Source organism: Paenibacillus sp. NPDC057934, from assembly GCF_042887565.1.
Taxonomy (GTDB): Bacteria; Bacillota; Bacilli; order Paenibacillales; family Paenibacillaceae; genus Paenibacillus_AQ.
The window spans coordinates 60,504-81,135 of sequence record NZ_JBHVPB010000015.1 but is presented as its reverse complement, the minus strand read 5'-3'; the positions used below and the strand labels follow the sequence as shown (position 1 = coordinate 81,135).

At 51.3% G+C, this 20,632-nt stretch carries 14 protein-coding genes; 4 read left to right on the top strand and 10 right to left on the bottom strand.

Annotation, left to right across the window (positions count from 1 at the left end; all coding sequences use genetic code 11):
- Window positions 1-300: 300 nt before the first annotated feature.
- Both xylB and xylA read right to left on the bottom strand, forming a co-directional pair.
- Window positions 301-1,797 carry a xylulokinase gene (gene xylB, locus ACFVRY_RS27140; protein WP_387503420.1) on the bottom strand — a complete coding sequence of 499 codons (1,497 nt, stop codon included), beginning with the start codon at window positions 1,795-1,797 and terminating at the stop codon, window positions 301-303.
- Between the two features lie 313 nt (window positions 1,798-2,110).
- On the bottom strand, window positions 2,111-3,427 hold the full coding sequence (gene xylA / locus ACFVRY_RS27135; RefSeq protein ID WP_387503416.1) for a xylose isomerase: 1,317 nt from the start codon (window positions 3,425-3,427) through the stop codon (window positions 2,111-2,113).
- A gap of 256 nt (window positions 3,428-3,683) precedes the next feature.
- Here xylA and ACFVRY_RS27130 point away from each other — a divergent pair, with 256 nt between their 5' ends.
- A complete protein-coding gene (locus tag ACFVRY_RS27130) occupies window positions 3,684-4,844 on the top strand; it encodes an ROK family protein (protein WP_387503415.1) in 1,161 nt (386 codons plus the stop codon).
- A 196-nt stretch (window positions 4,845-5,040) separates the two neighbouring features.
- Window positions 5,041-5,235 (top strand): hypothetical protein, encoded by a 195-nt coding sequence (locus ACFVRY_RS27125; protein WP_066365961.1) that lies wholly within the window; start codon window positions 5,041-5,043, stop codon window positions 5,233-5,235.
- Window positions 5,236-5,374: 139 nt separating this feature from the next.
- Here ACFVRY_RS27125 and ACFVRY_RS27120 read toward each other — a convergent pair whose 3' ends face one another.
- From ACFVRY_RS27120 to ACFVRY_RS27085, 8 genes are all read right to left on the bottom strand, one after another.
- Complete coding sequence (locus tag ACFVRY_RS27120; protein ID WP_066365963.1) at window positions 5,375-5,608, bottom strand: glutaredoxin family protein; 234 nt, start codon at window positions 5,606-5,608, stop codon at window positions 5,375-5,377.
- A 96-nt stretch (window positions 5,609-5,704) separates the two neighbouring features.
- Window positions 5,705-6,646, bottom strand: a complete 942-nt coding sequence (gene trxB / locus ACFVRY_RS27115) for a thioredoxin-disulfide reductase (protein ID WP_387503414.1) — start codon at window positions 6,644-6,646, stop codon at window positions 5,705-5,707.
- 274 nt (window positions 6,647-6,920) lie between these two features.
- Window positions 6,921-8,885 carry a heavy metal translocating P-type ATPase gene (locus ACFVRY_RS27110; protein ID WP_387503413.1) on the bottom strand — a complete coding sequence of 655 codons (1,965 nt, stop codon included), beginning with the start codon at window positions 8,883-8,885 and terminating at the stop codon, window positions 6,921-6,923.
- 955 nt (window positions 8,886-9,840) lie between these two features.
- On the bottom strand, window positions 9,841-10,899 hold the full coding sequence (locus ACFVRY_RS27105; RefSeq protein ID WP_387503412.1) for a hypothetical protein: 1,059 nt from the start codon (window positions 10,897-10,899) through the stop codon (window positions 9,841-9,843).
- Between the two features lie 295 nt (window positions 10,900-11,194).
- A complete protein-coding gene (locus tag ACFVRY_RS27100; RefSeq protein ID WP_387503411.1) occupies window positions 11,195-12,487 on the bottom strand; it encodes a homocysteine synthase in 1,293 nt (430 codons plus the stop codon).
- Window positions 12,488-12,922: 435 nt separating this feature from the next.
- Window positions 12,923-13,765, bottom strand: coding sequence for a prohibitin family protein (locus ACFVRY_RS27095; protein WP_387503410.1), 843 nt, complete (start codon window positions 13,763-13,765; stop codon window positions 12,923-12,925).
- A 159-nt stretch (window positions 13,766-13,924) separates the two neighbouring features.
- Entirely contained in the window at window positions 13,925-15,004 is a 1,080-nt protein-coding gene (locus ACFVRY_RS27090; RefSeq protein WP_387503409.1) for a bifunctional 3-deoxy-7-phosphoheptulonate synthase/chorismate mutase, read from the bottom strand.
- 617 nt (window positions 15,005-15,621) lie between these two features.
- The gene (locus ACFVRY_RS27085) at window positions 15,622-17,898 is read right to left on the bottom strand and encodes a PAS domain S-box protein (protein ID WP_387503408.1); all 2,277 of its coding nucleotides are present in this window, start codon (window positions 17,896-17,898) and stop codon (window positions 15,622-15,624) included.
- 328 nt (window positions 17,899-18,226) lie between these two features.
- On the opposite strand from ACFVRY_RS27085, the gene ACFVRY_RS27080 reads away from it, so the two are divergent.
- Together ACFVRY_RS27080 and ACFVRY_RS27075 are read left to right on the top strand one after the other, a co-directional pair.
- Window positions 18,227-19,321, top strand: coding sequence for an LLM class flavin-dependent oxidoreductase (locus ACFVRY_RS27080; protein WP_387503407.1), 1,095 nt, complete (start codon window positions 18,227-18,229; stop codon window positions 19,319-19,321).
- A 155-nt stretch (window positions 19,322-19,476) separates the two neighbouring features.
- Window positions 19,477-20,595 carry an N-acetylmuramoyl-L-alanine amidase family protein gene (locus tag ACFVRY_RS27075; protein ID WP_387503406.1) on the top strand — a complete coding sequence of 373 codons (1,119 nt, stop codon included), beginning with the start codon at window positions 19,477-19,479 and terminating at the stop codon, window positions 20,593-20,595.
- Window positions 20,596-20,632 lie beyond the last annotated feature (37 nt).

The following is a 20,632-nucleotide window of genomic DNA, read 5'->3' as shown; positions in this document are numbered from 1 at the left end:
TCGCTTCCGTTCTGCCACGGCTACCACCTCTTCTGGAGTTTATTCTATTATCTATGGGTTGGATTTACCGTGTCCACTTTTTAGTCTAGTTCAAAAATGCCATTAATTGCAGTTGGGAAATCACTTCATCAATCATCGCCCATCAATCACCACGATTCATCCCATTAGGGCGGATCACGCAAAAAGAGAATGTCCCTAAGCCTGTGGCTTTTAGGACATTCTCTTCGTTTTATTAGGTCAACCACAGATTTCTGGTTGGTCTTTTTTGATAGCCGTTTTTATTTTACCTGTTAGATTTCATTATTGCCGGTATGCAGCCAGGCGGCGGTTGAGCTCGCGGGTCTGCCCATACACTTCCTGATAGAGAACGAACAATCCGTCATATGTTTCGACTTGCTGCGGCTGTGGCGTATATACCTCTGCCCGGCGGATAAAGGCATCCCCACATTCACCAAGTGAAGCGAACCAGCCGCTGCCGTAAGCAGCGAGCATTGCTGCCCCCATCGCTGGGCCTTGCTCACTCTCCAATCTCACGATGTCCGCCCCGAAGATGTCTGCCTGCATCTGCAGCCATGTCTCGTTCTTCGCTCCACCGCCAATCGCAATAACCTCGGTAATTGTCTTACCAGACTCCCGGACAATCTCGATGGACTCGCGCAGCGAAAAGGTAATGCCTTCAAGCACTGCACGCGTGAAATGATCCAGTGTATGCCCGGAATCCATTCCGATAAAGCTGCCTCGAATGGTGGCGTCGGGATGCGGAGTCCGTTCTCCGACAAGGTAAGGCGTGAACAGCAGCCCCCCGCTTCCTGCCGGTATGGAGGCTACCCCTTGCAACAATTCGTCGAAGCTTAAGTCCGCGGCAAAAGTTTCCTTAAACCAATTAAGACTGTGCCCCGCTGCGAGGGTGACCCCCATAATGTAATAGGCATCCTTCTCCCCATGGTTGAAGAAATGTACCTTGCCCTCCAAATTCAAGTCTTTGTTGCTCTCATAGGAGAGAACAACCCCGGAGGTCCCGATGCTGCACATGGTCTTCCCCTCGCCCAGAATGCCTGCTCCGAGTGCTCCGCAGGCGTTGTCCGCTCCTCCGGCGAATACTTTCGTCGAGGGCAGAAGTCCGCAAGCTGCCGCGCTCTCGGGCAGCAAGGTACCGGTCAGGTCGAAGGATTCGACCAGTTCAGGGCAGAGCGACAGCGGCAGGTCGAAGGCTCCGGCGATGTCAGCGCTCCATTCTTTAGCACCAACATCCAACAGAAGCGTACCGGCTGCATCGGAATAGTCCATCGCATAATTTCCCGTCAACCGGTACCGCACATAGTCTTTTGGCAGCAAGAACAGACTAGCCTGGGACAGTACCTCCGGTTCATGACTCTGCACCCAGAGCAGCTTCGGCAAAGTAAAACCTTCCAGCGCGCGGTTTCTCGCAATCTCGGTCAGCTTCGCGCCTAGCGTTGCTTCAATCTTACGGCACTCGGCGGTAGTCCGGGTATCATTCCACAGAATGGCCGGACGTAATACCTGACCTGTAGCGTCCACCAGAACCAGGCCATGCATTTGTCCTGAGAAGCTAAGCCCATCTACCGCAGAAGGATCTACCTCCGATTTCTCCATTAACCGGCGTAGACTCCTAAACGTCCCCTGCACCCAATCCTCGGGATTCTGCTCACTCCAACCCGGTTCAGGACGGCTTAGTGGGTAAGCTTCCGAATGCTCACAAACCACCGTCCCCTGCGGGCTAACCAGGACGGTCTTAACTGCGCTGGTCCCGAGGTCGACACCAATTACATATTTCATCATAATCCCCCTAGTTTGCTATTAGATAAGTTTATTCTATCAAGATACGGTATAAAAAGAGGCTGCCGAAGAATGCTCTCTTCAGCAACCTCCGTTGCAATATGGCTTGTGTGCTGGCATTTTGCCGGTATGGCTTGGCACTTGCGTTTTACCCGCATGGCTTGGTGTTCGCATTTCGCCAGCATGGTTTGTGTTCGCATTTTGCCAGTATGGCTTGATGCTCACATCTTACCAGCATGGTCTGGCACTCGCTTATTGCCATCATAGCTTGGTGCCCGCATTTTATAAGCACGCTCAGATGATCGAGCCCTTCCTACTCCGCCAAAATATATTGGTTCAGGGTCGCCTTAAGCAGTTCCTGACGGCCCGACTCGTTGCGACGCGGGTTCTCATTGTTCAGCGCGTATTCAGCCAGCGAAGCCAAGGTAGCTTTGCCGGAGACAATATCAGCGCCGACGCCTTCCTTGAAGCTGCTATAGCGCTTGTCGATAAAGTCGTCGAACACGCGGTCTTCGATCAGCTTAGCAGCTACCTTTAGCCCCTTGGCATAGGTGTCCATTCCAGCAATATGTGCCAGGAACAGATCCTCCGGCTCGAAGGATGGACGGCGAACCTTCGCGTCAAAATTAATGCCGCCACGGCCCAAGCCATCATTTTTCAATACCTCATACAGAGTCAGTGTAGCATCATAGATATTCACCGGGAATTCATCAGTATCCCAGCCCAGCAAGGTATCTCCTTGGTTCGCATCCAGCGATCCCAACATGCCATTGACGCGGGCTACGCGCAGCTCATGCTCGAAGGTATGTCCAGCCAGTGTAGCGTGGTTCGCTTCCAAATTAAGCTTGAAATGCTTGTCGAGGCCGTATTTCTGCAAGAAAGAAATCGTTGTCGCCGCATCGAAGTCATATTGATGCTTCGTAGGCTCCTTCGGCTTCGGCTCAATCAGGAACTGAGCGTCAAAGCTAATCTCTTTAGCATAATCCACAGCCAGGCCGAACAAGCGCGCAATATTATCCAATTCAAGACCGAGGTCAGTGTTAAGTAACGTCTCATAGCCTTCACGTCCGCCCCAGAAGACGTAGTTCTCAGCACCGAGCTGCTTGCCGATCTCCAGCCCCTTCTTCACTTGTGCCGCCGCATGGGCAAAGACATCTGCGTTGCAGGTAGAACCTGCACCATGCATATAACGTGGGTTGGTGAACATATTGGCTGTGTTCCAGAGCAGCTTTTTACCAGAAGACTTCATGCCCTGCTCGATCCGTTCTACAATGATATCCAGATTGCTATAGAATTCCCGAAGGGAAGTCCCTTCCGGTGCAATGTCCACATCGTGGAAACAGAAGTACGGCAGGTTCATTTTCTCCAAAAATTCAAATGCTGCCTCTACGCGTGCCTTCGCTTTATCCAGACCGTTTAATTTATCCCAGCTCCGCACAGCAGTCTCTGCGCCGAACGGATCGGAACCGCCAGCAGTCAATGTGTGCCAATATGCCATAGCAAACCGCAGGTGCTCCTCCATCGTTTTGCCGGCTACGATTTCCTCGGGATTATAGAATTTGAATGCATAAGGGTTGGTGGAACGGCTGCCTTCATAGGCGATCTTATTCACGGTTTCAAAATAGGCCATTGTGTAATCCTCCTCATCAATTATGCTCGCTCGCAAGCGTTTACAGCATCATATTAACACAGCTTTTATACTTTGTATATTGGTTAAACAAAGTTTTTTATTTTGCTGCTTATCCCATCCTATGCTGACCGTTCGAACTGCATTTCTTGACTCCTCTAGCCGGGTGGAAGTGGTGGAAGTTGCATTTTGCTGACTATCGTTTTAGACTAAATGGCATGTTATTCGTGGGAACGTACTTAAAAAGGAAGTGTGATTTGTGAAGGTAACCGGTGACCAGGCGTTGGTCAAAAAGATAAATAAATCGATTGTGCTTCATACCATTCGCAAGCATTCCCCCATCTCCCGAGCCAAGGTCTCGGAAGCGACCGGGCTCAATAAAGCGACCGTATCCAATCTGGTTGCTGAACTATGCAACGAGCAGCTAGTCACGGAAGCTGGACCCGGGGTCTCCAGCGGCGGCCGCAAGCCGCTGATCTTGCACTTCAACAGCATGGCTGGCAGCGTTGTCGGAATTGAGCTGGGTGTTAAACAGATCTCGGCTGTGCTCTGTGATCTGGGCGGAGGTATTCTGGAGGAAATCCATACCCCCTTAGACAACCACCATCTGCCACATGTGCTTGGCGAGATGAAGGGGATGATTGCGAGCCTGATCGCCAAAGCCCCCGACACCCCTTATGGGATCGTCGGCATCGGCGCCGGCGTTCCTGGTATGGTTGACGAGAATGGCGTAGTCCTGTTTGCCCCCAACCTGGGCTGGGAAATGGTAGAGCTGCGAACTTTGCTGGAGGAGGAGTTTGGCGTTCCGGTTACTATCGACAATGAAGCCAATGCCGGGGCACAAGGGGAGCTGAACTTCGGTGCGGCAAGGGATATCCGCCACCTGCTCTATATCAGTGCCGGAGCGGGGATCGGGTCCGGGATTATTATCGGCGGCGAGTTGTACAAGGGCGCACGGGGCTATGCCGGGGAGACTGGACATATGTCCATCGAGGCGGACGGTCAGCCGTGCAGCTGTGGCAATCGCGGCTGCTGGGAATTATACGCTTCGGAGAAAACCTATGATCAGCCTGATCTCCACCTCCCGGCGCGAACTACACCGGAACTGGTCCGGTACGCGGAGATTGGCCAGGAAGATGCGCTACGCCATTTCACAGTCATGGGCGAAGCGCTCGGCATTGGACTGACCAACGTGATCAACAGCTTCAACCCGGAGCTGATTGTTATCGGGGGGACACTGTCCGTAGCCCGGGACTGGCTGATCGAGCCATTGCAGCGTGTGGTGGCAGAAAGAACGCTGCCTTATCACAAACAGCAGCTCCAGATTGTATTCTCCGAGCTGGGCAGCCGCGGAGCCATGATTGGCGCTGCTTTTGCCGCTGTCATGCATTTTCTCGGAGATACACGTGTAACGCTATAGGAGATCCCTTCGGACCTCTTCAGGCAAGAACTACGATCAGCGGCATAAACCAAACTTATAGCTGTAAAATGACGTAAAATCGCCTATTTTTTTTGGTCTCAGGTGCAGTAAAAACAATTTCAATCCTATATAATGAAGGGTACGCGGTGTGATATTTATCACCATCACCCTTTTTTCTGAAATGGAGAGAGCGTCTATGACCTATGTGGATACGTCTGATATCTCGGCACAAATGTTCATCACTGTACTGCTATTTTTGCTCATTATCGCGCCTTTAGTCAGTCTCGGTGTGTTGCGCCTGTTCCAGTCCAGAAAAAAATCCGGATTCATGCTCATCGGCAGCGGTGTTGCCGTATATGTGGTTTTTCAGATGATTATGGTTTTGGTCTAACAACTAAGATGAACTAATGAAACTTTTAATAGGGTAAAAAAACATGCTGCGTCTGCTCCATCGACTGGCATTTCGTTGCCCGCAAAAAAGCCGCCTCCATAACGGAAGCGGCTTTTTCTCCGGCCAAATGGCCCGTCTATTATAAAGTTGCCAAGGCCTTGTCAAATTGGAGCTTGTTCATGCCTACGATTTTGAAATCGCCAATCACAGTTACAGGCACGGCTCTCATCCCCATATCCCAGACCTGCTGAGCAAAATCATCATTCTGCTCAATGTTGCGCTCCTCATAAGAAATGCCTTTCTCGCCGAGGAAGCTTTTTACCTGACGGCAATGCGGACAGTTGGTGGATGTGTACACAATTACGTTTTCCATCGTATGATCTCCTCCTGTTCAATATGGGGCGACAGCCCTCTTTTATACCAAATATAACATCATCTATTGTAGCACCGCAGTGCGTAAAGTACCAAGTTACAGAATTACTGCGCTGTGCTCCAGGCTCTCGATGTATTTCTCAGCATCCATAGCGGCCATACAACCACTGCCTGCTGCAGTAATGGCTTGTCTGTAGCGAGTATCCTGCACATCGCCGCAAGCGAATACGCCTGGGATGTTTGTTTCGGAGGTACCAGGATTAGTCACGATATAACCGTTGCTATCCGTGGTAATCTGTCCGCCGAGGAAAGATGTATTCGGGTGGTGGCCAATCGCCACGAACACGCCGCTAGCTTCGATGATCTCTTCTTGTCCGGTCTCATTGTTCAGAACCTTCAATCCGTTCACGCCATTGTCACCAGAGGTTACTTCCAGCGGATTACGGTTCAATGCCCACTCTACTTTAGCGTTAGCGCGGACACGGTCCTGCATGATTTTGGAGGCACGCAGTTCATTCCGGCGATGCACCAGCGTTACTTTCGAGGCAAAACGGGTCAGGAAGCCTGCTTCCTCCAGCGCGGAATCTCCGCCGCCGACAACCACGATCTCTTTGCCACGGAAAAAGAATCCGTCACAAGTGGCGCACGTGCTAACGCCCCGTCCAACATTATCCTGTTCTCCAGGGATACCGAGGTATTTGGCTGTTGCGCCTGTGGATAGAATCAGGGTATCCGTCTCGAGAACGCCCATACCTTCCACATTCAGCTTGAACGGACGCTCGCCCAGTTCCACGCTGTTCACCCATCCAGTGCGGAATTCTGCACCGAAACGTTCAGCCTGTTTGCGCATATTGTCCATAAGATCTGGACCCATAATTCCTTCCGGGAACCCCGGGAAGTTCTCTACTTCAGTAGTTGTAGTTAATTGTCCGCCTGGTTGCGGTCCTTCGATAACCAGTGGGCTCAGGTTGGCACGGGCCAGATAAATTGCAGCAGTCAATCCGGCAGGTCCAGTACCCACGATAATAGATTTATACATGACTATATCCTCCTTATGACGGACGGCATTAGCGTCAGTTCTTATTTAAAATAATTATAATGTAGTACTTATTATGATAAAAGAAAAGGAATCTGTCAATATGCCAGACTCCTCCCTCGCGGACTATTTTGTGAACAATTCAATTTCTTGAAATTAATAGGCTGAACAGTGCTCCTCGTTGGCATTTTACAAAATTCAATTTAGGAGTCATGTCCAGATCAGCGCTGGCTAAACCATCCAACTCACAAGGTTAAAATCTCATCCACTCTTGATCTCAGCGCAGCAGCCGCAGTCCGTTCAGAATAACCAGAATGGTGCTGCCTTCATGACCCACGACGCCCAGCGGGAGTGCGATGCCTTGGATCAAGTTGCTGATCACAAGTGTGGCGATTACCGTCACGGCAAAAATCATATTCTGCTTCACAATACGCTGAGAACGCCGGGCCAAAGCAATTGTCGAGGCAATCTCTTCGATGTTGTCGTTCATCAGAACGACATCGGCAATCTCCAGTGCAGCCCCGCTACCCTTCATGCCCATCCCAAGACCCACCGTTGCCGTTGCCAGTGCAGGCGCATCATTCACGCCATCACCGACCATGACCACATGCCCGTATTGTTCGCGCAATGCCCTAACATGGGCCACTTTATCCTCAGGCAGCAGATCCGCAAAAATCAGGTCCACTCCCGTCTTCGCCCCGATGGCCTCAGCCGTTGCGGCCCGGTCACCTGTGAGCATCGCCACCTTGATCCCAAGCTGTTGCAACTTCCGAACCGCTATCTTCGCTTGTGGACGCAAGGAATCTTGCAAAGCAATCATTCCCGCAATCTGCTCCCCGTCCATAATTAGCGACACGGTCTTGCCTTCACCCTCCAGCCGGCGGCGTGCAGACTTCCAATGTTCCAGATCAGCACTGACCGGGGATGAGGACAGCTCATCCAGCAGATTGGACTTGCCGATTCTCCAGCTTTTTCCGTCAACGGTCCCTTCAATACCCCATCCCGTCAAGGATTTACTATCCTGCACACTCCGCAGCACCAATCCTTCTTCCTCGGCCTTGCGCACAATCGCTTCCGCCAATGGATGGCGGGACATATTCTCGATCGAAGCACTAACCATTAGCAGTTCACGCTCGTCATATCCCTCTCCGGCAATGAAATCTGTCACCTGCGGCACGCCCTCGGTCAATGTCCCCGTCTTGTCAAAAGCAACAACAGCGGTCCGGGCCATATTCTCCAAGTGCAACCCGCCCTTGAACAGGATACCTTTGCGTGCGCTTTTGGAAATGGCCGACAGCATCGCAGGCATAATAGAGGACACCAATGCACACGGTGAAGCCACAACCAGGAACACCATAGCTTTGTAAAAAGTATCGCTCCAGCTCCAATCCAACAAAAACGGAGGGGCCAGCATCAGAACCAGGGTTGTTCCGACAACCACTCGGGCATACACTGCCTCCAGACGTTTAATGAAACGCTGCGAGTCCGGCACTTCGGTCTCGGCTTCTTCTACCATTTTGATGATTCTGGAAAAAAGAGTGTTCCCCGCAGCTTTGGTCACTTCAATATAAAGCGGGCCTTCCCCATTTACCGTACCGGCAAACACCTCATGCCCGGAAGACTTCTCTACAGGCAGCGACTCTCCTGTAATAGAGGATTGATCGACAGCCGATTCCCCCCGGCAGACCAAGCCATCCGCAGGGATCAGTTCGCCAGGGCGGACCAGCAGCAAGTCTCCGATAGAAAGCTGCTCAATATCGACTTCGTTCATAGCTCCCTGCTCAATCCGCACCGCAGTGGCTGGCTTCAAGGCCATGAGTGAGGAAATGTCTTTTTTGCTCCGCTCCATCGTATAGCTCTCCAGCGCACCGCTTAAGGCGAAGATGAAGATCAGCATCGCTCCTTCATTCCAGTATCCAATGGTCGCAGCACCAAGCGCCGCGGCAATCATCAGCAAATTGACGTCAAGATCGCGCTCCTTGACCAGTGTCTCCACGCCCTCCTTGGCCTTGACCCAGCCGCCGATCGTATACGAGATTACGTACAGAATAATGGAGAGAATCTGCGACCAGCCACCTACTGCCCAAGCCAGCAGCATGATCAGCCCGCTGCCCAGCGCCGCTTGCATTTCTGTATTGCTCAGCATTGCGCGAGGATCGAACCTCCGGGGCTGTGGTGAACCAGGCGGCTTTGCGCCTCGGGATAAAGCCCCTTCACGGGGTAAATGTTTAGTTGCTTGCATAGTAATCACCTTCCTGAAAAGTTTCGTAGAGCATAATCTCCCTGTATTCCTTCGCAACAAAACTGACTTCGGGAGCATACCCCTAGTTTTGTAGAGCATAATCTCCCTGTATTCCTTCGCAACAAAACTTGCTTCGGAAGCTTGCGCCTGCCTCTCACTGAGAATGAGAGCCATTCTTATGACCCCTAAAATGACACATGCTGCCCCGGCTAAGCCGGGACAGCATGTTAAAGAGAATATGAAATTGTATTCAGGTTGTCATTCTGTAGTAAGTCATGATGAGAACGCCATTGAGAACGATAATCATTGTTTCAATAGTCCAAATATATTTCCTTAATGCAACTTAAGGTCATAATACCCCCTTCCGCAAAATAAGTAAAGCGCTAGATGAGCCCAACAAAAGAAATTCACAAAAAGCGAAGGTGAGCGGACGTGGAAGCGGAAGCAGAGCTGTAAGCGCAAAGCGCTCGCCTGAACGCTTTCTATAGGAAAGATAGCACCGGGTCGTAGACTCTCGACAGATTTCAACCACCAGACGCAGTATTTTCCCCCTTCATTAATTGTCTTAAGTCGTCTTAATAGTGAAAAGAGAGAGCCCCTCCTCAACTAACGGCATTTTTGTACCTTATTTTTCTTTTATATAGACAAAAAAGTAAAATAAGGTCATTATTGTATCTTATTTTTCGAAAAAGCACGTTATACGGGGTATTCTGGAAGATTTAAGGTACAATATTGCACTTAATCTCCAATAAACCTTAGCTGCGGAGGATTTAAGGTACAAAAATGCCGTTAATTACACGTCGATGCTTCTTCTTATGTAGGCTCTCTTATTTCTTGGTTATGTTTGTTTTTTTAAATGCGTTGTACTATAAATGCGACTATTTATAGGTAAGCATTATTGTACCGTTGAACGCAAAAGAGCAGGTCCACGGTGCCCGGACCTGCTCTTGCTCTACTACAGCTCGCCTCCGGCAGCTGTATCCATGTTATCCTGCCGCGCGATCCACGTCAGGCAGGCCGCTCGCAGCAGCGCCTCGGTCCGCTGACCGGCGCTGCAAAAGATCCCGCTGAGGCCGATCTCATACAGATCGGCCAAGGCCGGCGCCGCCGCAGCTCCGGCGGCGAACACCACAGCCGCCGGCCGCACGCGGCGCACGGCGGCCAGGACCTGGCTCGCCGCGGCGGCGAAGTCTTGCGCGGCGTTCTCCCCCGGCGCGGCTTCCTCCGCCGCGCCGTCAAGCACAAGGAAATCGGCGATACGCGCGATTTCCCCGGCGGCGGCACGCTCGGCATCGGGGGCAATCAGCGCCCCGATGCGGCAGGCCGCCGCAAAAGCGTGGCCGAGTGTCTGATCGGCCACTTCTTCGATGAATTCGCGCTGTGCCGCGAATTCGGCGGCGCTGGCGGGTGACGGCGCCAGCAGATCCAGGCGGCATTCGCCGCCCTGGCGCTGCCGCTCCGCTACCGCAGCGAACAGCGCTTCCAGCTGCGCATCCTGAAGCGCAGCCAGCCGGGACCGCCGTCTCGCAAGCTCCGGCGGGGACAACAGGGCGACGACAGCCCAGTCGCCGTCCGGAGACTCCAGCAGCTCAGCGGCTTCGGCCCGCAGCCGATAGTAGATACGCTGGAGCGCACGTTCTGCTGGCGGGCCGTCCTCACTGGCCAGCCAGCTGTCATATAGGCTGGCCAGCTCCGGGGCGAGCAACCATTCCTCGCTGCGGATCAGGCAAGGCCCCGCAGGCATAGCCCCGCCTTCCGGACGCGGAGCCGGTTGCTCGTTCCGACCGTCACGCAGCACTAGAAAGGAGGGCTGCAAGCCGGTACGCTTGAAATACGTGCGGTTTAACGGCAGTGCTGCTTCCCTGCGTACACTGCCTACTTCAGCTGCAGCGGATGGAACTGCGAGCCCCTTTTGAGTCAGGTCTGTATCACGAACCTGCTCATCTGCGCTATTCATTAACGGGCGCTCCTCATTCTTTTGGATTTGATCCTGCTGCTGACGTTCACCCTTCATTTCGGCACCCACCTTTTCAGCTTTTGATTCCTGCCGGCACCTCATCAGACAACTTCCTGGTTACCGGCAGTTTCATGCTTCACTTATAAATACTGGAATGCAGCCGGAAATATGCAAGCGTTACCAAATCCAGCCGGGGCGGACAAAACCAAAAAAAGCATCCGGACTACGAAGAATCTTCCCTCTTCGAGAAGAGCCGGCAGTCGCTCACCGGGTAGAACCGGGACGAACGATTGCAAACTGCTTGGAAGAAAGGCTGATAACCAAGTAGCACAGGATGCTTGATAGAAGAGGATTACTGCTGACTCGCAGCGATGGCCTGTTCCAGATCATATAGAATATCATCAATAGATTCGGTACCAATTGACAGGCGAAGCAGCTCAGGTGTTACTCCCGCCGAAGCTTGCTCCTCATCAGACAACTGCTGGTGCGTGGTGCTAGCCGGATGAATGATCAGCGACTTGGAATCGCCGACATTCGCCAAGTGTGAGAACAGCTTCACGTTCTCGATCACTTTGCGTCCAGCATCGCTGCCGCCCTTGATGCCAAACGTAAGAATGGCACCTTGACCCTTCGGCAGATATTTCTGCGCCAGCTCGTAGGAAGGATGGCTCGGCAGACCAGCGTAGCTGACCCATTCTACCGCATCGTGGGCTTCCAGATACTGTGCCACTTTCAATGCATTTTGGCTATGGCGTTCAAGACGCAGGTGCAATGTCTCCAGACCTTGCAAGAGCAACCAAGAGTTGAATGGCGAGATCGATGCTCCCAAATCACGCAGCAATTGAACGCGCGCCTTAATAATATAAGCGATTGGACCTACGGCTTCCGTATAGACTACACCATGGTAGCTTGGGTCCGGCTCAGTCAGACCCGGGAATCTGCCGCTAGCCTTCCAATCGAATTTGCCGCCGTCTACAATGACGCCACCGATCGAAGTACCGTGACCACCGATAAACTTGGTAGCGGAATGCACCACGATATCTGCACCATGTTCAATTGGGCGCAACAGATACGGACTTGGGAAGGTGTTGTCCACGATCAGCGGAAGGCCGTGTTCATGGGCAATCGCTGCAACCGCTTCGATATCCAGGACATTCCCCTGTGGATTACCAATAGTCTCCGCAAAGATCGCTTTGGTCTTGTCGTTAATCGCACTGCGGAAGTTCTCCGGGTTATCGGAATCTACAAAATGCACCTTAATCCCCAGTTTTGGAAGCGTGGTTGAGAACAAATTATATGTACCACCGTAAAGACTGGCAGCAGAAACGATCTCATCTCCCGCGCCAGCGATATTCAAGATAGAGAAGGAAATAGCCGCCGAGCCAGAAGCCGTCGCCAGCGCTCCTGCTCCGCCTTCAAGCGCCGCAATCCGCTGCTCAAACACGTCAGTAGTTGGGTTCATGATACGGGTATAGATGTTGCCGAACTCTTTCAGTGCGAACAGGTTCGCAGCATGCTCCGTATCGCGAAAGCCGTAAGAGGTTGTCTGGTAGAGCGGTACGGCACGGGACAAAGTAGTTGGATCGATCTCTTGGCCGGCATGAACGGCCAACGTTTCAAAGGACTGCTTGCGTTCTTCTGTCATAGGTATTTCCTCCTTATAATTTAAAAAATAATGATTTCAAATAATTGGTTGGACTTATTTTCTCACAAACCTTGTCATTTGAAAAGAAAAAAATCTTATTATTCCGGTGCGAATTATTGAATTTCATAAAAATATCCCCTTATTCCTTCCAAAGGCCAAAACGCGTGGACAAAATATAGATTTCCACCTAAAAGAAACCGTTATCATGAACCGGTTATAGAAGCCCTGCTAACAGGAGAACTTCAGGCCTGTATGGCAGATAATCACTAAAGAGGTTGAATACATGTTACAACAGGCTGCATTGCTTGTCCAACCTTTATGTTAGAGGATGATTTCCCCCTTAAATTCATGGATAACAGAAAAGGCTGTCCCCGCCCACTCTCAGGCATGCAGGACAACCTTCCATATAATCCATCGCGATCCGATTCAGATGCCTTACGGATTCTGTTGTGTGAGAGACTGAACATCCACGAACGGGGTAGCCCCTCCTGTCACGGTAGGCAGGACACCGTTCCATTTATCGAGCGCCTTCTCCTGTACCTCAATCTGCTTCAGCTGCACCAGTTCAGGAGTAACCTCCTGCTTCTTGAGCCGTAGCGATTCTGCTTCGGCCTGTGCCTGAGCGACCTTCTGCTTGGCCTCAATCTCGATCCGCCGCAGATCATTCTCGGCCTTGAGCGCCTGCTGCTGAGCGACCTGCTTAGCTTCTATCGACTGATTGAAAGCATCGGAGAATTTAAAGTTGACGATGTTAATATCGTTAACGACCAGATCATATTTGGCCAAACGGGTCTTGAGCTGGTCACTAACCTCCCCGGACACCACATCACGTCGTGTAATCAGATCCTCGGCAGGGTATTTGGCGGTGACTTCTTTGACAATCTCCTGAATAGCCGGATTGATGATGACCGTATCATAATTACCACCGATATTGTTCATCAGGTGAAAGACCGAAGCTTTGTTCACAGAATAGTTGACCGCCACATGAGTCGATACCGGCTGCAGATCTTTGGAAGACGCAGAGGTATCAGTCTCGGATTTGGTGACTTGTGTATTGACCTGAATGACAGTTTGGATAAACGGAATTTTAAAATGAATACCCGGTGCCAAGGTGTTATCATTTAGCTTCCCGAAGGTTTTATACAAACCGACATGGCCATATTCCACCGAAGCGTATGCATTAGTTCCAAGCACAGCTACAACCAGTACAGCGACAATACCACCAATTAGTTTTCCAGGGTGGAACTGCTTTGTCTTTGGGTTCAACTCCACATTCATTTAATCTCCTCCTGCTTATCATGAGCAGCTGGTAGCCCAGCTGCTGGCTTAACCCTCTATACGGTAGGTGCAACCGATCAGTTTCAAAAAATTGGGTCCGAACAAAAACAGCCCTTTCCTCTAAGGAAAGAGCTGCTTCATTCAGGTGTAACATATAAATTATTGTTTGTATAAGCCCGAAGCCTTCACTTGATCGAAGAACGTATTGAACTCATCAATGTTCAACTGCTGCGCCGCATCGGACAATGCTGTGGCCGGATCGGGGTGCACCTCAACCATGATGCCGTCTGCACCGGCAGCGAGCGCGGCCTTGGCACAAGGCACCAGAATGTCCTTGCGTCCTGTGGAGTGGGTGACATCCACCAGCACCGGCAAATGGCTCTCCTGCTTCAAGATCGGCACAGCTGAAATATCCAGTGTGTTGCGAGTCCACTTCTCATAAGTACGGATGCCGCGTTCAATTAGCATGACCTGAGTATTGCCGCGAGACATGATGTATTCGGCTGCATGCAGGAATTCTTCCATTGTCGCCGCAAGTCCACGCTTCAGTAATACTGGCTTATTCAGTTCTCCGGCTGCCTTTAACAGCTCGAAGTTCTGCATGTTGCGGGCACCGATCTGAATAATATCCACATAATCCAGCGCTGGCTCCAGATGGGCCGGGTCTACAATCTCACTGATCGTCAGCAGCCCATATTCATTCGCCGCTTCACGCAGAATCCGCAAGCCATCCATGCCAAGGCCTTGGAAATCATAGGGAGAGGTCCGAGGTTTGAACGCTCCGCCGCGCATCACGCGAATTCCGGCTTTTTGGAGTGCAGCGGCTACAGTACGGGTCTGAAGCTCGCTTTCTACCGAACAAGGTCCGGCGACCATCAAGGAAGACAAGCCACCCACAGTTACATCGCCAGGAAGCTTAATGACTGTATCCTCCTGCTGGCTTTTCCGGCTGACCAGAAGGGTCTTCTTATGTTCCGCCGATTGCAGGTCAAGGGAGGCAGAGAATATTTGCTTGAACAAGCTGCGGATCGTACTATCGGTAAACGGTCCCTTATTGCTCGCTACCAGCTTCTCCAGCATTTGCTTCTCCCGCTCAGGATCGAACTTCGGCACGCCCTGCTTTTCCTTCAAAGTACCGATCTCCTGAACAATCTTTGCCCGCTCGGAAATCAGCTCCAACAATTGACCGTTAATTCCATCCAGACGCTCTCTCAGCTCATCCAATTCCACATTACTCATACCTTCCACTCCTCTTCTTGATCATATATTTGGAACGCAAAAAAGGCCCCCGTCGCAAGGGACGAGGAGCCGTGGTACCACCCTTATTTAGAATGACCTCCGTAATCGGCATTTCCAAAGAAACCTAGCGGTTTCTTCTGCCGCAAAAGAACATTCTATCTTTCACCCGATAACGCGGGACGCGGGCCACCCTACTCATGCTTGTGCCGATAGGCAAAACACTTCAGGGGCCGACTCGGAAGTGAACTTCGGCGCAGGATAGTCTCATGAGGGTGCTCTCAGTCTCCGGCACGCCTTCCCTGTTAAGATCCGCTTCTTGCGCTTACTCTCTTCGTCATTATCCTTGCCTGTATATCAGCACATTTATGTGCTGGTTTCTGTTATCTTAATCAAAAATCATGCCAGTTGCAAGGAGTCCATTTAACGCTTTGTCGCTTCACTCGATCAATTAAACTTCTTCGCCATCATTAGTTGTACAAGCCGCTCCATTGTAATTGGATTTGGACACATTCCGCTTAGGCTGTGTTGTCCTCAGGTGTTTCATGCCCACAGTAAAAAAAGGACAGTATACGCCCATTCCCTGGCTCGTCCCGCCCTTCCCGTACTAAGATACCTTTTTAAAAAAACTTTCGGAGCACCCCCGTTAAGATCTCGCTCGTGATCGGCTTGCTAATATATTCATCCATGCCTGTGGCAAGACACAGCTCCCGGTCGCCTTTGAGAGCATTGGCCGTTACCGCAACAATAATTGGCTGCTTCTCCGGCGGGAGCGTCTCTTTAATGTACTTCGTAGACTCCAGACCATTCATGCGCGGCATTTGTATATCCATAAAGACCAGATCGAAAGATTCGCAGGTTATCCGCTGCATGACGACGGTTCCGTCAGATGCCAGCTCGACGAAATGCCCGCGTTTCTCTAGCATTTTTTTCAGAACAATCTGGTTAATCTCGTTATCTTCGGCGACTAGAATCCGCAAGGGACTGTCCTCAGCTCTTGTCATATATTGTGCGTCGTCCTGCCCTACTTCGGCTAAATCGGCATTCCCGTCATCCAGAAAAACCGCGGTGAACACGAACGTGGTCCCTGTCCCTGGCTCCGCTCTTCTGTGCAAGGTAATTTGTCCGCCCATAAGCTCCACCAGCTTCTTCGTGATGGCCAGCCCAAGTCCTGTTCCCTCATGCCTTCGATTCATAAAATGATCCAGTTGATAAAAAGGCTCAAACAAGCGGCCCTGCAGCTCTTCCGGAATGCCAATCCCAGTATCGGAAACGGAGAATTCCAGCATAATTCTGCCTTCTTTCTGCTCTGCGACCCTTACCTCCAGCACGATGCTGCCAGTATAAGTAAACTTGACCGCATTGCCCACCAGGTTGAGTAACACCTGCTTAAGGCGCTCCCCATCACCCAGCAAATGTGTCGGCACCTCAGCATTCACCTGAGTCTCGACGTGCAGTCCTTTAATCTCCGCTTTATGACAGAGCACATTCATTACAGAAGCAATGCAAAGCCGCAAATCAAAACGATCCTCGTGCAGCTCTGTCTTGCCGGCCTCTATTTTGGAGAAATCGAGAATATCGTTAATAATCGCCAACAACGTATCTCCGCTCTGGCGGATGATCTCCAGGTATTCATGCTGTACCGATTGTGGCTCGCTCATCTCCAGCAGCAGATCCGTCATCCCAATCACTCCGTTCATCGGGGTGCGGATCTCATGACTCATCATCGCCAGAAAATCGCTCTTGGCACGGTTCGTATGCTCGGCCGTTTCTTTAGCAATCATTAGCTTCTTCTGCTCTGTGATATCCTTAACAATAATATAGAATCCAACCCGGCTTCCATTAATGACAATGGGCGCAATACTGGTCAGCACCTCGACCATATGACCATCCTTATGCCTGATCTTGTCGATGTTCTGCTCTCTCCAGCGATTCCGGGAAGAATGCTCCAGAATATCGTTCAGGTGCTCTGCCCCCACTATGCTCGATACGTTCATTCCGGCCAGCTCGGAGATCGTATATCCCGTCAGTTCGCACGCCTTGTCGTTCCCGTTGATGATATCGCCTTCCAGCCCTAGGGAAATTACCGCATCATGGTTGTACTTTTTGAGGGAGGTATAGCGCTCCACCGATTCCTGCAGCTTCCGCTCTACCATTTTGCGTTCTGTAATATCGCGGCCTACGGCAACAATACCCCGGCCATCTTCCTCCTCCAGCACCCGCAGTGTATACTCAATCCACAAATAATGCCCCTTCGCGTGCCGGGTACGAAGTTGAACACTCCTATAAGCCAACGCACCTGGCATCTGGAGCACCATCAGATCATCGGGATGAATATAGCTACTGACATTCCGCCCCACCAGTTGTTCCGGTTCATAACCCAGCACTTCATAAACTGAGGGGGAGCAGTACCGGCAGAGGCTGTCCGGTGTTGCCACGTATACGATATCCCTGACATTATCCGCAATCAGCCGGAGCAAGTCAGCACTATCCGATAGAAGATTTTCCTTGCACCCGGGTTCAGATAGTCCCATTAACAGCACCGTATAAAAGAGTAGTTTCCCCGTCGACGGTTCATTGATCCGCGTGATTCGAATGCTTAATGGAACGGGAATCATAGCCTGATGCACCAGCTTCAACGTACACTCAAAAAAAGGGGTTTCGCCTGCTGCCAGCGCTCCCATCTGATTATGGTAAAGCTGCTTGTAGTCTCTGTGTAAAAACTCACTCAATGGCCGCCCCAGTAGTTGCTCTTCCGAATAACCCAGCAATCCAGTTACACCAGAATTAACACTTGTCCAAGTTTCTTCCGGGGAGAGAAAAGCTTCACCTGCTCCTACCCCGCCTTGCACATCTTTCAACCGGGAATCTTCTTTATCCGACTGATACCCCAACATCTGTCCCACCGCCGTTTCGTGGAGTAAGGCTAGCATTAAGCAAGCTATTTAATAGTTTAATTCTTTATTATAAATATCTGGTATAACTTCAGGAAAGTCAATGTGAATAGAGGAGTTTATAGCTCCTGAGCCCACGCTAGCGGTTACGCTCCAAATGTATGATAATAATCCCATTCTCAAGTATGGTTGGCCCGAACAATTGACCTGCAAGAGAAAACAATAACTCACAAACTTACAATTCGTAAGTGGTTATGGTATAATGCATGTATTCCATCCTTACGGACATGCTTTAACCAATTAATCTATGAATAGCAAGGGGTTCGGAAATATGAGTAATCATATACAACAAGAGGCTGTACCAGAGTTTGAATTTGGCATATATACGCTTGGGGATATTGTGACCGACTGTCACACTGGAAAATCAATTCCCCCACGGCAACGGTTGGATGAGGTGATTGCCGCCGCCAAGCTAGCCGATGAGGCAGGACTTGATGTCTTTGGTGTCGGTGAGCACCACCGGCTGGATTTTGTTATCTCCTCGGTGCCTGTCGTCCTGGCAGCTGTGTCCCAGGTGACGCGCCGCATCAAGCTAACCAGCGCCACTACTGTGCTTAGTACAATCGATCCTGTCCGGGTCTTCGAGGACTTTGCCACACTTGATCTGCTATCCAATGGAAGGGCCGAAATCATCGCCGGACGCGGTGCTTTCCTGGAATCTTTCCCCCTGTTCGGCTATGATCTTGAGGACTATCATCGCTTGTTCGCCGAGAATATTAAGCTCCTCCAGGAGCTTAATCAGCACGAGATTATTAACTGGGAAGGCTCTTTCCGCTCCTCTCTCAGAAATGCGGAGATTTCACCTCGGCCTGTACAGCATGAGCTCCCGCTCTGGGTTGGGGTAGGCGGCTCGCCCGAGAGTGCAGAGAAAGCTGGCGCACTGGGCACTGGGCTTGCCATTGCCATCCTGAATGGAAATCCAGCTCCTTTCAAGGAACTGGTCGATAGCTATCGCCGCTCTGGCATAGAGGCTGGTCATTCTCTCGAATCCCTGAAAATTGCCATTACAAGTCATGGCTATATTGCGAACACTACGCAGCAGGCGCTTGATGAATTTTATCCATACTATTATAACTACCGTAATTCCATAAGTCCGAGCCGAGACCAGCGATATACAGTATCACACAGCGAGTTCGATCAATTCGCGGCCTTCGATAACACTTTGGCTGTCGGCAGTCCTCAGCAAATTATCGAGAAAATTCTCTATCAGCATGAGCTGTTCGGACACAACCGCTTCATGACTCAGCTGGATATCGGCGGACTTCCTTACGCCAAGGTGGCATCAGCCATCGAACTGCTAGCTACCGAGGTAGCCCCTGTCGTACGACGGGAAATTGCTAAAAAGACCTCTCTAGCCTCCTACTAAAAGGGTCTTCTGCCGGATTTTTTTATAGCGTCTCCATGGTATAATCTATAGCTTCACGGGCATTATCCAATTCTTTGGTTCATGAATTGGGTAATGAGCCTAAGGCTGATTCTTTCAGATTCAGCCCCAGAATATTTCCCGGAAGCGAGGTACCTATGAAGAAACTATTAGGCATTGCTATGTTGGCCTTATGCATATTCAGCATAGGGCTGCAGCCTCCCAAAGCCGCTGCCGCGGTCAGCTATACTGCCAAAGTAAATGCTGATTCTCTGAATGTGCGCAGCGAGCCGGCCAAGAATGCAGTCATCACGGGGTCACTGAAGAACGGTATGGTGGTAAGTGTCACAGACGAACAACATGGCTGGCTGAAGGTCAAGTCCGGTTCAACTTCCGGTTGGGTAGCTGGCTACTACCTTCAGAAGACGAGCGGAACGCCCACTGCCGGAACGAACGGAGCGATCAAAGCAACACAGGCGGTCAAGACTTCCACTGGAAACAACTTGAACGCCAAAGCAACAGTTACCGCAAGCTCCCTGCGAATCCGAAGTGGCCCAGGCACTAGCTATAGCGCGCTGGGCTCATTGAAAGCACAGGATACGGTAACCATTCTGCAGCGTCAGAACGGATGGCTGAAAATCCGCACAGCCAGCGGAGATACCGGCTGGGTCTCGGATCAATACATCCGCAGCGGCGCAACCGCTACAAACAGCGCTCCGCCTCCTTCTTCCGGCGGCCTAAAGGGCAAGCTGATCGTGGTAGACCCCGGCCACGGCGGGAGTGATCCCGGCATGCTGGGCACCACCTACGGCACACTCGAAAAAGACTTGAACCTGCAGACCGCCTTCTATGTCCGCGACTACCTGCAGGCGGCGGGCGCGCGGGTCGAGATGACCCGGACGAAAGACGTGAAGCCTTCACTGGCCCAGCGTGCCCAGCTCGGCAAGACACTCGGGGCGGATGCATTTGTCAGCATCCATTATAATTCCTCACCGAAGAAGATATCCGGAACGTTGACCTTCTTCTATTCCGAAAGCACTGACCTCAAGCTGGCCCGGGCGATTGAGGCCCGACTGGGACAAGGTGTCGGCCTGAAGAGCAACGGTGTGTCCTTCGGCGATTATCACATCCTCAGGGAGAACTCGATTCCTTCAGCCCTGATGGAGTTGGGCTTTCTCTCTACCCCCTCTGATGAGGCGCTGGCCCGCACAGCCTCCTATCAGAGAAAAGCCGCCCAGGCTATAGCCAACGGGCTGGCTGATTACTTCAGACGCTAAGGCATTCGCGCCGCGGCATATCAAAAGCCCAGGCCTC